The following is a 12,735-nucleotide window of genomic DNA, read 5'->3' as shown; positions in this document are numbered from 1 at the left end:
CGGTAAGGCAGCGCCCGTCCGGTCAGAAAATACGCCCTAGCGCGCCTGACGTTGCGCAGTCCACCGACGATAGCGCCGCGACTGGCAAGCCGCGGCCAGTTGCTGCTGAAGCAGCGCCCGCAGCGGGGACACGCGCGGGTCCGTCGTGCGCCCCGTGCTCAACCGGTGGAGCTGAAACTTGACGACCGCCATGTTCGCCAGGGCGCCCAGCGCCTTGTTCTTCCACGCAATGGGCTGCAGCGCCGGCGCGCTGTTCTTGCCGCCCGCCCAGTCGCGCGGCAGGTTCGGATCAATGGACAGCGCAGTCGCAATGCCCACCATATCGACGCCGCTGTCGACCACCTGCTCCGCCACCGCCCGGCGCCGGATGCCGCCCGTGACCATCAGCGGCATGCGGGCGATGGCAGCAATGTCGCGCGCGAATTCCAGGAAATACGCCTCGCGGGCAAGCGTACGGCCATCGCGCGCGTGCCCTTGCATGGCGGGCACTTCATAGCTGCCGCCCGACAATTCGACCAGATCGACGCCCAGCGGGTTGAGCAGTTCGACCACCTGCTTGGCATCGTCAGGGCTAAAACCGCCGCGCTGGAAATCGGCCGAGTTCAGCTTGACCGACACCACGAACTGCGGCGACACGGCTGCGCGCACGCTGCGCACGATATCGAGCAGCAGGCGCGCGCGGTTCTCGATCGGGCCGCCCCACTGGTCCTGCCTCCGGTTGGAGAGGGGCGACAGAAACTGGCTCAACAAATAGCCATGGGCGGCGTGGATCTGCACACCGCTAAAGCCGCTCTGCTCCGCCAGTTGCGCGCTGCGTGTAAAGCGCTGCTGGACTTCGCGGATATCTGCCTCGGTCATCTCCCGCGGCACGGGAAACTGCTTGGAAAGCGCCCCGAGCGCCAGCGGAACCGCCGAGGGCGCCAGCGTCGGCTGCCCGAGTGATGCCGGCATCTGCCGCCCCGGATGGTTGATCTGGACCCACGCATGCGCACCATGTGCCCGCGCCACCTGTGCCCAGCGACGGAAGCGTTCCAGACGTGCGCCGTCTTCCAGCACGACGCCGTTCGGGCCGGTCATGGCGCGGTGGTCCACCATCACGTTGCCGGTCAGGATCAACCCGGCACCGCCTGCGGCCCACGTTTCATACAGCCGCAGCAGCGCGTCGGACGGCGCGTGATCGGCATCGGCCATGTTCTCTTCCATGGCGGCTTTGGCAAGGCGATTGGGGATCACCGCGCCGTTGGGCAAGACAAGGGGTGTGAAGAGCTTCATGGGTGACATCCGCGGTGGGTATTTGACATTTGACGACACCTTAACCCTAAGCTTAAAGTCAACTTGAATGTCAAGCCTGCGGAGCACGTCAATGAAGATCGGTGAACTGGCCCGCCTGAGCGGCGTGGCCGCCTCCCGCATCCGGTTCTATGAAGCCAGCGGCCTGTTGCAGCCGGCTGAGCGGCAGTCCAATGGCTATCGGGAGTACTCGCCCGAATCGGTGACGCGGCTGGAGATCATCTTGCGAGCACAAAGCGCGGGGTTCTCGCTGGAAGAGATTCGCGCACTGTTGCCCGGGCATCTGGGCGCGTGGCCACGCGAGGAACTTCTGCAGGCGCTGCGCAGCAAGGTCGCGGAAATCGATGTGCTTGAGCAGCGCCTGGCGCAAAACAAGCGCGACTTGCTTGCGCTCATCCGCGAAGTCGACCACGAGCCCGACGGCGAAGACTGCGCCGACCGCGCCCGCCGCGTGTTCGACAAGATGAATCTTCGGCCGCTCAAGCAGCCGATCGAACAGCAAGCACGCCCTGCAAGAAAGCGCGGCTGAGGCGCTTGCTGATTCCAAGACACGCTCGAACGTGCGGAAGTCGTGCTGATGCCATCACGATAAGCGGCGTCAAAACCCGCCCACGGCGTGACGCAGCAGCAAAGCAGATAGCGTCAGCATCGTCACGCCAATCAATCCATCCAACACCTGCCACGCCTTGGGTCGGGCAAACCATGGCGCGAGCCAGCGCGCGCCAAACCCCAGCGTCGCAAACCAGAACATGCTGGCAGACCCTGCACCCGCCACAAACCAGCCGCGCAACGCCGAGGCCTGCTGGGCACCAATGCTGCCCACGAGCAACACCGTATCCAGATAGACGTGCGGATTGAGCAGCGTAAAGGCCGCCGCCTGCGCCAGCGCCGCGCCCCGACTGAGGCCATCGCCACCTGCGGCTGCCCTCAACTGGTTGGAATGCCGCGCGCGCCGCAGCGCCTGCACGCCATACAGCAACAGGAATGCGGCCCCCGCCAACGCAAGCCATCGGGCGAGCTGGGGCCGCTCGCCCAACGCCTGCGCCATGCCAAGTACGCCCGCCAGAATCAGCAACGCGTCCGCCATCGCACAGAACAGCACCACGCTGCCGACGTGCTCCCGGCGCAGTCCCTGGCGCAGCACGAAAGCGTTCTGTGCGCCGATGGCCACGATCAGCCCCAGGCTCAGGGCCAAGCCCTGCAGGAACACGGAAGAGGAAGTTGCAAGCGATGTCGTCATGCGCACAGCTTGCCGCCCCGGTTGAATGAAGACAAACTATCTTTTCTTCATTCAATTCAGTTTTCCTAACTTACGTGCTGGATTATTCCGCCCTGGCGGCTTTGGCTGCCGTCATCCGAGAAGGCAGCTTCGACCGCGCTGCCCGCGCGCTGCATGTGACGCCATCGGCCATCTCGCAGCGCATCCGGCTGCTGGAAGAACGCGTTGGCTGCGCACTGGTGGTACGCGACCAACCGTGCCGCCCGACCGAAACCGGCCGGCGGCTTTGCCAGCACGTAGACCGCGTTCGCCTGCTCGAACAGGAATTGCAGGGCGCGCTGCCGACGCTGGCGCCAGAAGGCGTCGCGCGTGTTGCGCTGCCCGTTGCCGTGAATGCCGACAGCTTGGCGACCTGGCTCGCGCCAGCTATTGCCACGTTCGCAGCAGCACACCCGGTGTTGATGGAAGTCGCTGTGGATGACCAGGATCACACCGGCGAATGGTTGCGCAGCGGCGCCGTGCTGGCTGCCGTTACCGCCACCGCACGGCCGGCCACGGGCTGCAACAGCCGCCCCCTCGGGTCTATGCGCTATCTGGCTGCGGCCAGTCCCGCATTCGTGCAGCAGCATTTCCCAGACGGCGTCGGCGCAGGTGAGTTGGCAAAAGCGCCCTGCCTCGTGTTCAACACCAAGGATGCCTTGCAGACAACCTGGGCAAGGCGTCTGTGCCATCGGCATATCGAACTGCCGCGCCATCTGCTGCCGTCGTCACAGGCGTTTGTGACCGCGGCCGTGGCTGGCATGGGCTGGGGGCTGCACCCGCATGCGCTGATTGCGCAGCATCTCGAAGCGGGCTCGCTGGTCGAGCTGGTGCCGAACACGCCGCTGGACGTCCCGCTGCATTGGCAGCACGCGCGTGCGGCATCCGCGCTGCTCGACGAACTCAGCCACCAAGTGCTGACTGCGGCGCGCGCCGCGCTCCTTGCGCCATGAGCGGCTACAGTGCGTTCAGCGGGATCTTGAGATACTGCACGCCGTTCGGCTCAGCCGGGGGCAGCATGCCCGCGCGAATGTTCACCTGAATGGCCGGCAGCATCAGCGTCGGCATGCCGAGCGTGGCATCGCGCTTCGTGCGCATCTGCACGAACTCGGCCTCGCTCACGCCATCGCGCACATGGATGTTGGCGCGGCGCTGCTCGGCCACCGTTGTTTGGCACGCGGCTTCTCTGCCAGCGGGCGGATAGTCGTGGCACATGTAGAGCCGAGTGTCCGGCGGCAGATCCAGCAGGCGGCGGATCGACTGGTACAGCGCGCCGGCATTCCCCCCCGGAAAATCGCAGCGCGCAGTGCCCACGTCCGGCATGAACAGCGTGTCGCCCACAAACACCGCATCGCCCACCTGATACGCCATGTCCGCCGGCGTATGGCCCGGCACGGCCAGCGCCTTTGCTTCCAGAGTCCCAATATGGAACACCTCGTCCGGCGCGAACAGGTGATCAAACTGCGAGCCGTCGAGCAGAAACGCGGGCTCGAGATTGAAGATCGGCTTGAACACGCCCTGCACGACGCAAATGCGCTCGCCGATGGCGATGCGCCCGCCGCAACGCCTACGCAGATATGGCGCGGCCGACAAGTGATCGGCATGCGCGTGCGTCTCCAGCAGCCATTCGACGCGCAAGTCCTGGGCTTCGATGAACGCGGCGACACGGTCGGCTGATCGGGTCGTCGTGCGGCCCGACTTCGGGTCGTAATCGAGTACCGAGTCGATCACGGCGCACGGCGTGCCGGGACCCGCGTGCACCACATAGGTCATGGTGCAGGTATCGGGGTCGAAGAAGGATTCGATCTGGGCGTGCATGATGGGCTTTCGCGAACAATCTATATTTTTATAGAATATCGCCTGACATTCTGTCTGCCAATAGCCCAAACAACACGAATCGAACCCTGCATCACGCCCCGATGAGCCATTCCACCGTCAGTCCCGATGTTGTGCCGCTGCCCGAGGCGGCCATTTCCATGCTGCGCGCGTCTGCGTCGCAGGCGTGTGCCGTGCTCAAGGCCATGGCCCACGAAGACCGCTTGCTCCTGCTCTGCCAACTCACGCAAGGCGAGCGCAATGTCGGCGAGCTGGAGGCGCTGGTGGGCCTGCATCAGCCCAGCCTGTCGCAGCAGTTGGGCGTGCTGCGCGACGAAGGCCTGGTCACCACACGACGCGAAGGCAAATACATCTACTACCAGCTTGCCAGCTTCGAGGTCATCCAGATCATGCAGACGCTCTCCGAGCTTTACTGCGGCAAGGTCTTGAAGAAGATGGCGGGCCACTGACCATGTCGCCGATGGAAGCGGGTTGGATCATCAGCGCGGGGCTGGGCTCTGTGGTGGGGCTCATCCTGGCGCTGACAGGCGCAGGCGGGGCCATTGTCGCAGTGCCGCTGCTGATTTTTGGATTGCATCTGTCGGTGCCGCAAGCCGCGCCGATTGCGCTGCTGGCAGTGGGGCTGTCCGCTGGGCTGGGCGCGATGCTCGGCTTACGAGAAGGCAAGGTCCGCTACAAGGCCGCTGGGTTGATGGCGTTGGGTGGCGTGGCGATTTCGCCGCTCGGCATCTGGGTTGCCCACCGCGTGCCGAACACGCCGCTCACGCTGCTGTTTGCAGTGGTGCTCGCTTACGTGGCAGTGCGCATGTTCCGACAAGCGCGCGCAGCACCGTCAATCGAGCCGCAGCCAAGACGGACGGCACCGCCCTGCCACCTCGACACCACCACGGCCAAGCTGGTCTGGACGCTGCCGTGTGCGCGTGCATTGGCTGCGTCGGGCGTGGGCGCGGGCTTTCTGTCCGGATTGCTCGGCGTGGGCGGCGGCTTTGTCATCGTGCCCGCGCTGCGCCGCGCGACCGATTTGCCGATGCAGACCATCGTCGCCACCTCGTTGGCCGTGATTGCGCTGGTGTCCACTGGCGGCGTGGTCGCCTCGGCCATCGGCGGGCATGTCGATTGGCATATCGCGCTGCCGTTTGCCGCAGGCGCGTTGACCGGCATGCTGGTGGGCCGGCGCTTTGCACGGCATTTGGCAGGCCCGGCGCTGCAACAAGGATTCGCCGCGTTTGCGGCCGTCGTGGCGCTTGGCATGGTCGTTCGAACGTTGATTTGACCTGCGTGTTGCGAAAGCGGTACAATCGCGGTCTTCGGGGCGTAGCGTAGTCTGGTAACGCGTCCGGTTTGGGACCGGAAGACCGCGGGTTCAAATCCTGCCGCCCCGACCAGAATTGAGCATCAAACAAAACGGCTTACGTTCACCACGTAAGCCGTTTTGCTTTGGTGCGCCGCGTTGCGGCTCGTGATGCCATCTGACGATGCTATAAAGACAGCATCGCATCATGCAATGCCGCTCACCTTCCCCATGAACCTCATCCTGTGGCGCCACGCTGAAGCCGAAGACGTGGCCGCGCCCTTGCGCATCCAGCGCAACACCGATCTCCAGCGAGAACTCACCAAGCGCGGTCAGAAACAGGCCGAGAAGATGGCCAATTGGCTACGCCCTCGCCTGCCGGAAGACACCCTCGTACTCGCCAGCCCCGCCGTGCGCACGCAGCAGACCGCGCGCGCGCTCACCGAACATTTCCAGACGCTGACCGCACTTGCGCCCGGCGCCGATGTCAGCGAGATCCTCGATGCCTTGGACTGGCCGTCGAATACGAACCTGCTGCTGGTCGGGCATCAGCCGTGGCTGGGCCGCCTCGCCAGCCTGCTCATCGCGGGGGTGGAAATGGACTGGAGCGTGAAGAAAGCCGGCGTGTGGTGGCTCTGCCGCCGCATGCGCGAAGATGAAGCACAGACGGTGCTGCGCGCGGTGATGAATCCCGATCTCGCGTGACACATCACCCCCGTCACACTATCGACACGCAAAATTCACGCGACCGTCACGGTTGACACGCTTTTGTCGCGGATCTGTCACGCAGCGTCTCTAGAATCGCCCCGAAATTCACCCTTGGGGATGCACGAATGCGAGACCTGCCGACGCCCACCCAGCCGTTGATCGACGCACTGCCGAGCCTGAACCTGGGCAACGCACGGAGGGGCCTTCCTCGCTCACCCGACGCTGTTCCGGCGCGTGACAAGCCTGTTCTGGCCGTTTCGTGGGCGCGCCATCAGGATGAAGTAACCGAAGCGCAGCGCCTGCGCTACAAGGTGTTTGCAGAAGAGATGGGCGCCCGCCTGCCCTCGGCCCACACTGAACTGGACGTCGACATGTTCGACGCCGTGTGCGATCACCTGATCGTGCGCGACCAGAAAACCCTGCGCGTGGTCGGCACCTACCGGGTGCTGCGCCCGGACGCCGCAAAGCAGATCGGTTGCCTGTATTCCGAATCCGAATTCGACCTCGTGCGCTTGGCGCACCTGCGCCCGAAGATGGTTGAACTGGGCCGCTCGTGCGTGCACCGCGACTACCGCTCGGGCAGCGTCATCATGGCGCTGTGGGCCGGTCTGGGCGAATACATGCAGCGCTACGGCTTCGAATCGATGCTGGGCTGCGCAAGCGTGTCGATGGGCGATGGCGGCCACTTTGCTGCAAGCCTGTATCGCAGCTTCGTCGATGATGGCTCGCTCGCACCGATCGAGTACCACGCCTTCCCGCGCGTGGCACTGCCGGTGGACGAACTGAACCAGGATCTCGAAGTCGAGCCGCCTGCGCTTGTGAAGGGTTATCTGCGCCTGGGCGCACGCATCTGCGGCGCCCCGGCCTGGGATCCCGACTTCAACGTCGCCGACTTCCTCACGCTGTTGCGCCTGTCGGACATCAACCCGCGCTACGCACGCCACTTCCTGCGCGGCTGATATCACTCCTAACAACAGCATGCAAAACAAAACGGCCCGGGTAACTCCGGGCCGTTTGGCTTGGGATGCGGCGAGATGCTTTACACGTACACCACCTTGTAGCGGCGGCCGATGCGCTGCCACTCATCGGCTTCCTTCATCAGGCTGTATTCCACCAGCGGATTCTGCTCGATCCAGCTCTTGGGCAACTCGACCTCGAAACCGCCTTCGTTGAGTTCGCCTTCGCTGTGGCGCACGCGCAAGCCCGGCAACTGGATCGCTCCACGCCGACGGCACAACACAAACGCCAGACGCAGGCTGAACAGCATCCGCCAATCCAAGAACTTGCCGCCGCCCGAAAGCTTGCCCAGCTTGCCGGCATGGCCCAGCAGCAGCGTCGCCAGGCGCGCCTGATCGGTCTTCGAAAAGCCCGGCATATCCGCATGGCTGGCGATGTACGCCGAGTGCTTGTGATACCCGCTGTGCGAGATGCTCATGCCGATCTCGTGCAGGCTTGCCGCCCAACCCAGCAGCGCGAGGTTGTCTTCACGGCGCTCATCGGGCGGATCGGGAAACTGCGACAACAGCGCCGTCGCCGCATCGCGAACGCGGCTCGCCTGCGCGCGGTCGACGCTGTAGCGACGCATGAACTGCTCGATCGTGACCGTGCGCATGTCTTCGTGATGCGAACGGCCAAGCAGGTCATACAGCACGCCCAGGCGCAAGGCGCCATCGGTCACGTCCATGCGGTCGACATCGAGTTCCGCGAACACACCCAGCATGATCGACAGCCCGCCCGGCAGCACCGGAATCCGGTCCGACTTCAGGCCATTGAGCTTCAGGCGGTTGGTATTCTCTGACTTGACGAGCGCGCGCTTCAGGCGCTCCAGCCCTTCGCGCGTGATGCCGTGTTCGTTGCTCTTGTCATTGAAGCCGTTCAGCTCGATCAGCTCGGCCAGCGCACGCGCCGTACCCGATGACCCGACGGCCTGGTTCCAGCCAGCCGTGCGGTACTGTTGCACGAGTACCTGGATCTCGCGACGCGCGGCCAACTCAGCCTGCTTCATCGCGTATTCATCAACGTTGCCGTTCGGAAAGAAATGCCGGCTGTGCGAAACGCAACCGATATACAACGACTCCATCAGCTTGGGCTTGTAGCCGTTGCCGATGATGAACTCTGTAGAGCCGCCGCCGATGTCAACGACGAGCCGGTTGCCCTGGCACGCTGGTGCGTCATGCGATGCACCGAGATAGATAAGCCGCGCCTCTTCGCGACCCGCAATCACCTCGATGGGAAACCCCAATGCGGCTTCAGCCTCGATCAGGAATTCCTGCGCATTCTTGGCCACGCGCAAGGTGTTGGTGGCCACGGCACGCACATGCTCGGGGGCAAAATCACGCAGGCGGTCGCCAAAGCGGCGCAAGGCATCGACGCCACGTCGGCGCGCGGGCTGATCCAGGTATTTATCTTGCGTAAGCCCGGCGGCCAAACGCACCGGTTCGCGCAGCGCATCAACCTGGAAGATCTGGGTACTACTGGTACCGTTGGCACCTAGGGTTTCGTCAACGCGGCCGATCATCAGCCGGAAGCTGTTGGAGCCCATGTCGACAGCAGCCAGCAGACGGGGGGTGGGACTCATGAATGAAAACGGGTGAGGAGCAGAATCAGGGGCGCGGAGTATTGTCGTTCGAAACAATGCGCAACAAAATATGTCTTTATTGTGTCCCGAACGTGACAAATCCAATGTGTCACAAATTTGACACTGAACTATGAAAAAGTGGCCGGATCGTCATCCGTCTGAACACAACATGTCGACATTGCCCGCGGGCGATCTGCTTAATCGCGAACTGGGCATCCTGGAATTCAACGCCCGTGTGCTCGCCCAGGCCGCTGACCCGGGTGTGCCGCTGATGGAGCGGCTGAAATTCATCTGCATCGTGTCGAGCAATCTCGATGAGTTCTTTGAAATCCGCATTGCAGGATTGAAGGAGCAGATGCGCGACAACCCTTCGTCGGTCACGCCCGACGGGCTGTCGGTGCAGCAGGCATTTGGCGTGGTCTCGGAGCGGGTGCGGCAGCTGGTCGCGCAACAGTATGCCATGTTGCAGGACGAGATCCTGCCGCTGCTGGAGAAGGAAGGCGTCTTCTTCCACATGACCACCAACTGGAATGAAGCCCAGCGCGCCTGGTGCCGCAGCTTCTTTCAGCGCGAACTGGTGCCCATCCTGACGCCGATGGCGCTGGACCCGGCGCATCCCTTCCCGCGCGTGCTCAACAAGAGCCTGAACTTCATCATCGAGCTGTCTGGTAAGGATGCCTTTGGCCGTGAGGCTGAACTGGCCATCGTGCAGGCGCCGCGCGCCCTGCCCCGGCTTGTGCAGATGCCGCCGGAGCTGTCGGGTTACCCATATGGATTCGTGCTGCTCTCGTCGTTCATGCAGGGCTTTGTGCATGAGCTGTTCCCGCAGATCGACGTGCACGGCTGCTACCAATTCCGCGTGACGCGCAACTCCGACCTGTTCGTGTCGGAAGATGAAATTACGGACTTGCGCGAAGCGCTGCAGGGCGAACTGTCCACGCGACACTTTGGCGACGCGGTGCGCCTGGAGATCGCGCACGACACATCGTCGGCACTGGTGGTGCGCCTGCTGCAGGAGTTCGGCCTGGCCGACGCGGACTGTTACCGCGTCAAGGGCCCGGTGAACCTCGTGCGCCTGCTGCAGGTGCCCGACATGGTCGACAAACCGGTGCTGAAGTACCCGCCGCACGTGCCTGCAACGGTCCGGCAGGTGGCCAACAGTTCGAACGTGTTCGACGCCATCCGCCAGGGCGACATCCTGTTGCACCATCCATACGAAAGCTTCACGCCCGTGCTGGAGCTGCTGCAACAAGCTGCGCGCGACCCCGACGTAGTCGCCATCAAGCAGACTGTCTACCGCACCGGGAACGAATCCACGGTGATGGAAGCGCTCATCAAGGCGGCGCACAACGGCAAGGAGGTGACGGTCGTTGTCGAACTGCTCGCGCGCTTTGATGAAGAGACGAACATCAACTGGGCAGACCAGCTTGAATCGGCCGGCGCACATGTCGTGTATGGCGTGGTTGGCCACAAGTGCCACGCAAAGATGCTGCTGGTGGTTCGCCGCGAGGTGTCCGGCAAGGGCAAGGCGGTCAAGCTGCGCCGCTACGCGCACCTGGGCACGGGCAACTACCACCCCAAGACCGCTCGCCTCTACACCGACTTCGGCCTAATGACGGCCAACGAGCAGATCTGCGAAGACGTGCATCACGTGTTCCAGTTGCTCACTGGCACGGGCGCGCAGGTCAAGCTGCATCATTTGTGGCACTCGCCGTTCACGATGCACGGCAACCTGATCGAGCATATCCGGGCCGAGGCACGCGCAGCGCGCGCAGGCAAACGTGCGCGCATCATCGGCAAGATGAATGCGCTGCTGGAGCCGGCCATCATCGACGAGCTATACAAGGCGTCGCGGGCGGGCGTGAAGGTCGACCTGATCGTGCGCGGCGTGTGTGCGCTCAAGCCGGGCGTGCCAGGACTGTCGGAGAACATCACCGTACGCTCCATCGTCGGGCGTTTTCTCGAGCATCACCGCGTCTACTACTTCCATGCCGTCGGCGAGGAAGTCGTCTATCTCTCGAGCGCCGACTGGATGGACCGCAACCTGTTCCGCCGCGTGGAAGTGGCATTTCCCGTGCTCGATCGCAAGCTCAAGGCGCGAGTCATCAAGGAAAGCCTGCAGGTGCATCTGCGCGACAACGCATCGGCGTGGGTCATGCAGCAGGATGGTCGCTACGTGCAGCGACAGGCGCGTGGCAAGCACGTGCGCATCAGCCAGTTGGAACTGCTGAACCACTTCTCGCCGCAGGCAGCTGCGGCGGCAGAGACGGCGGCTGCAGTGGCGGCGGCAACGGCGGCTGAACCGACGGTGCGCGCTCCGGTGGAGATCTCCGCAGGTTGAACCGCTGGCCGGCTTGCAAACGAAAAACGCACGCTCAACAGCGTGCGTTTTTGTTTGGCGCATTGGAGAGCACCGCCAATCAGGCGACGCGCTCATCGGTAACGGCAGCGCTGCGCACGACCGTGCGCTCCGGCGGGAACACGGCGCGGAAGGTACTGCCCTTGCCGTGCTCGCTGGTCACCTGCAGCTCCCCACCGTGGCGCGACAGCACGTGCTTGACAATGGCCAAGCCCAGCCCGGTACCCCCAGTGTCGCGTGAACGGCTGCGGTCCACGCGATAGAAACGCTCGGTCAGACGCGGAATATGCTCGGGCGCAATGCCAATCCCCGTGTCGGTGACGGAGTACATCGCGTGGCCGTCCCGCACGCCCCAATCGAGGCGGATCGTGCCGCCATCCGGCGTGTAGCGCACCGCGTTGGACGCCAGGTTGCTGAACGCGGAAAGCAGTTCGAGTTCGGCGCCGCACACGCTCACGGCGGGGTCGCATGTCATGCTGACGGTGTGCCGGCCGGCAGACAGCGCTTCGATATCGTGCTGGAGCTGCAGCATCATGCGCTGCATCGGCACCGGCACCAGCGAGGGCGGCTCGGAATTGCCTTCCAGCGTGGCGAGCGCCAACAAATCTTCCACCAGGTGCTGCATGCGCATGGCCTGCGTATGCATCATGTCCAGGTAGCGCCTCTTGTCTTCTTCGGGCAGCGGAATGTCGCGCACCGTCTCCAGAAAGCCCGAGAGCACGGTCAGCGGCGTCTTCAACTCGTGCGAGACGTTAGCCACGAAATCGCGGCGCATCGCTTCGGTGTTCTCCAGCTTGGTGATGTCCTGCGTCACCAGCAGCTTGCGATCTTCGCCGTACGGCAAGATCTGGGCAGAGACGATGCTTTGCTTGTGCGGGCCCACATCATGCATGGTGAGCGGCTCCTCGAACTCGCCGCGCGCCAAGTAGCGCACGAACTCCGGTCGGCGGATCAGGTGGGTAATGCGTTGGCGCAGGTCACGCTTGGCAGACAGGCCGAAGTGTTCTTCAGCCACCGCGTTGCACCATTCGATCTGGTCTTCGCCATCAAGCATCAGCACGCCGTTGGGCGACGCCTGAATGGCCTGGATGAAGCGGCTGTGCTGTTGCTCAACCTGCAGCACCTGGGTGCGCCAGCCCTTCATCAACCGGTGCAGGCGGTAGTAGACCTCGCCCCACAGGCCAAGCGCGCTGGGGATCTCGCCATAGGCCGGCGAATCCAGCACGCGCCACAGGCGTTGGATCTGATAGATGTAATACAGGAGCATCCCCAACAGCATTGCGCTGAGCACGGCCAGCGCAACGACATGGTCGACGAAGATATACAGGCATGCCGTGACGATGCCCATGAAGGCGGCAAAGACGGCAAAGCGGGTCCAGAAGACGTTCATAAAGGCATTTTAAGCGCTGGACCAC

General features: G+C 63.7%; 12 protein-coding genes and 1 tRNA gene. 8 read left to right on the top strand and 5 right to left on the bottom strand.

Annotated features, from left to right (window positions below; all coding sequences use genetic code 11):
- Positions 1–36 precede the first annotated feature (36 nt).
- Positions 37–1,272 (bottom strand): NADH:flavin oxidoreductase/NADH oxidase family protein, encoded by a 1,236-nt coding sequence (locus R2N16_RS19555; RefSeq protein ID WP_316667700.1) that lies wholly within the window; start codon positions 1,270–1,272, stop codon positions 37–39.
- 91 nt (positions 1,273–1,363) lie between these two features.
- On the opposite strand from R2N16_RS19555, the gene R2N16_RS19550 reads away from it, so the two are divergent.
- Positions 1,364–1,819 carry a MerR family transcriptional regulator gene (locus tag R2N16_RS19550; protein WP_316667698.1) on the top strand — a complete coding sequence of 152 codons (456 nt, stop codon included), beginning with the start codon at positions 1,364–1,366 and terminating at the stop codon, positions 1,817–1,819.
- Between the two features lie 69 nt (positions 1,820–1,888).
- On the opposite strand, the gene R2N16_RS19545 is transcribed toward R2N16_RS19550, so the two are convergent.
- On the bottom strand, positions 1,889–2,530 hold the full coding sequence (locus R2N16_RS19545; protein ID WP_316667696.1) for a LysE/ArgO family amino acid transporter: 642 nt from the start codon (positions 2,528–2,530) through the stop codon (positions 1,889–1,891).
- 74 nt (positions 2,531–2,604) lie between these two features.
- On the opposite strand from R2N16_RS19545, the gene R2N16_RS19540 reads away from it, so the two are divergent.
- Positions 2,605–3,501 carry a LysR family transcriptional regulator ArgP gene (locus R2N16_RS19540; RefSeq protein WP_316667694.1) on the top strand — a complete coding sequence of 299 codons (897 nt, stop codon included), beginning with the start codon at positions 2,605–2,607 and terminating at the stop codon, positions 3,499–3,501.
- Positions 3,502–3,505: 4 nt separating this feature from the next.
- Here R2N16_RS19540 and R2N16_RS19535 read toward each other — a convergent pair whose 3' ends face one another.
- Complete coding sequence (locus R2N16_RS19535; RefSeq protein ID WP_316667691.1) at positions 3,506–4,366, bottom strand: MBL fold metallo-hydrolase; 861 nt, start codon at positions 4,364–4,366, stop codon at positions 3,506–3,508.
- A gap of 101 nt (positions 4,367–4,467) precedes the next feature.
- On the opposite strand from R2N16_RS19535, the gene R2N16_RS19530 reads away from it, so the two are divergent.
- The 5 genes from R2N16_RS19530 (at position 4,468) to R2N16_RS19510 (ending at position 7,342) form a co-directional block, all read left to right on the top strand.
- Entirely contained in the window at positions 4,468–4,833 is a 366-nt protein-coding gene (locus R2N16_RS19530; protein ID WP_316667688.1) for a metalloregulator ArsR/SmtB family transcription factor, read from the top strand.
- A 2-nt stretch (positions 4,834–4,835) separates the two neighbouring features.
- Positions 4,836–5,657, top strand: coding sequence for a sulfite exporter TauE/SafE family protein (locus R2N16_RS19525; RefSeq protein ID WP_316667686.1), 822 nt, complete (start codon positions 4,836–4,838; stop codon positions 5,655–5,657).
- A gap of 35 nt (positions 5,658–5,692) precedes the next feature.
- Positions 5,693–5,769, top strand: a tRNA-Pro gene (locus R2N16_RS19520).
- Between the two features lie 137 nt (positions 5,770–5,906).
- Entirely contained in the window at positions 5,907–6,380 is a 474-nt protein-coding gene (gene sixA, locus R2N16_RS19515; RefSeq protein WP_316667756.1) for a phosphohistidine phosphatase SixA, read from the top strand.
- Between the two features lie 128 nt (positions 6,381–6,508).
- Entirely contained in the window at positions 6,509–7,342 is an 834-nt protein-coding gene (locus tag R2N16_RS19510) for a GNAT family N-acetyltransferase (protein ID WP_004634231.1), read from the top strand.
- 80 nt (positions 7,343–7,422) lie between these two features.
- Here the strand turns inward: R2N16_RS19510 and ppx are convergent, their stop codons facing one another.
- The gene (gene ppx, locus R2N16_RS19505) at positions 7,423–8,961 is read right to left on the bottom strand and encodes an exopolyphosphatase (RefSeq protein ID WP_316667683.1); all 1,539 of its coding nucleotides are present in this window, start codon (positions 8,959–8,961) and stop codon (positions 7,423–7,425) included.
- A gap of 169 nt (positions 8,962–9,130) precedes the next feature.
- Between ppx and ppk1 the strand changes: the two genes are divergently transcribed.
- Positions 9,131–11,302 carry a polyphosphate kinase 1 gene (ppk1, locus tag R2N16_RS19500; protein ID WP_316667681.1) on the top strand — a complete coding sequence of 724 codons (2,172 nt, stop codon included), beginning with the start codon at positions 9,131–9,133 and terminating at the stop codon, positions 11,300–11,302.
- Between the two features lie 79 nt (positions 11,303–11,381).
- Here the strand turns inward: ppk1 and phoR are convergent, their stop codons facing one another.
- Positions 11,382–12,710, bottom strand: a complete 1,329-nt coding sequence (phoR, locus tag R2N16_RS19495; protein WP_316667679.1) for a phosphate regulon sensor histidine kinase PhoR — start codon at positions 12,708–12,710, stop codon at positions 11,382–11,384.
- Between the last annotated feature and the right edge of the window lie 25 nt (positions 12,711–12,735).

The sequence above is a fragment of the Ralstonia psammae genome (genome assembly GCF_958405935.1).
Taxonomy (GTDB): Bacteria; Pseudomonadota; Gammaproteobacteria; order Burkholderiales; family Burkholderiaceae; genus Ralstonia; species Ralstonia psammae.
Note: the sequence above shows the minus strand (reverse complement) of the source record. Positions and strands in the feature narration are given on the sequence as shown.

Coding starts and splice junctions, on each gene's coding strand:
- R2N16_RS19555 (WP_316667700.1), bottom strand. CDS start 1,272: ATGAAGCTCTTCACACCCCTTGTCTTGCCCAACGGCGCGGTGATCCCC.
- R2N16_RS19550 (WP_316667698.1), top strand. CDS start 1,364: ATGAAGATCGGTGAACTGGCCCGCCTGAGCGGCGTGGCCGCCTCCCGC.
- R2N16_RS19545 (WP_316667696.1), bottom strand. CDS start 2,530: ATGACGACATCGCTTGCAACTTCCTCTTCCGTGTTCCTGCAGGGCTTG.
- R2N16_RS19535 (WP_316667691.1), bottom strand. CDS start 4,366: ATGCACGCCCAGATCGAATCCTTCTTCGACCCCGATACCTGCACCATG.
- R2N16_RS19530 (WP_316667688.1), top strand. CDS start 4,468: ATGAGCCATTCCACCGTCAGTCCCGATGTTGTGCCGCTGCCCGAGGCG.
- R2N16_RS19525 (WP_316667686.1), top strand. CDS start 4,836: ATGTCGCCGATGGAAGCGGGTTGGATCATCAGCGCGGGGCTGGGCTCT.
- sixA (WP_316667756.1), top strand. CDS start 5,907: ATGAACCTCATCCTGTGGCGCCACGCTGAAGCCGAAGACGTGGCCGCG.
- R2N16_RS19510 (WP_004634231.1), top strand. CDS start 6,509: ATGCGAGACCTGCCGACGCCCACCCAGCCGTTGATCGACGCACTGCCG.
- ppx (WP_316667683.1), bottom strand. CDS start 8,961: ATGAGTCCCACCCCCCGTCTGCTGGCTGCTGTCGACATGGGCTCCAAC.
- ppk1 (WP_316667681.1), top strand. CDS start 9,131: ATGTCGACATTGCCCGCGGGCGATCTGCTTAATCGCGAACTGGGCATC.
- phoR (WP_316667679.1), bottom strand. CDS start 12,710: ATGAACGTCTTCTGGACCCGCTTTGCCGTCTTTGCCGCCTTCATGGGC.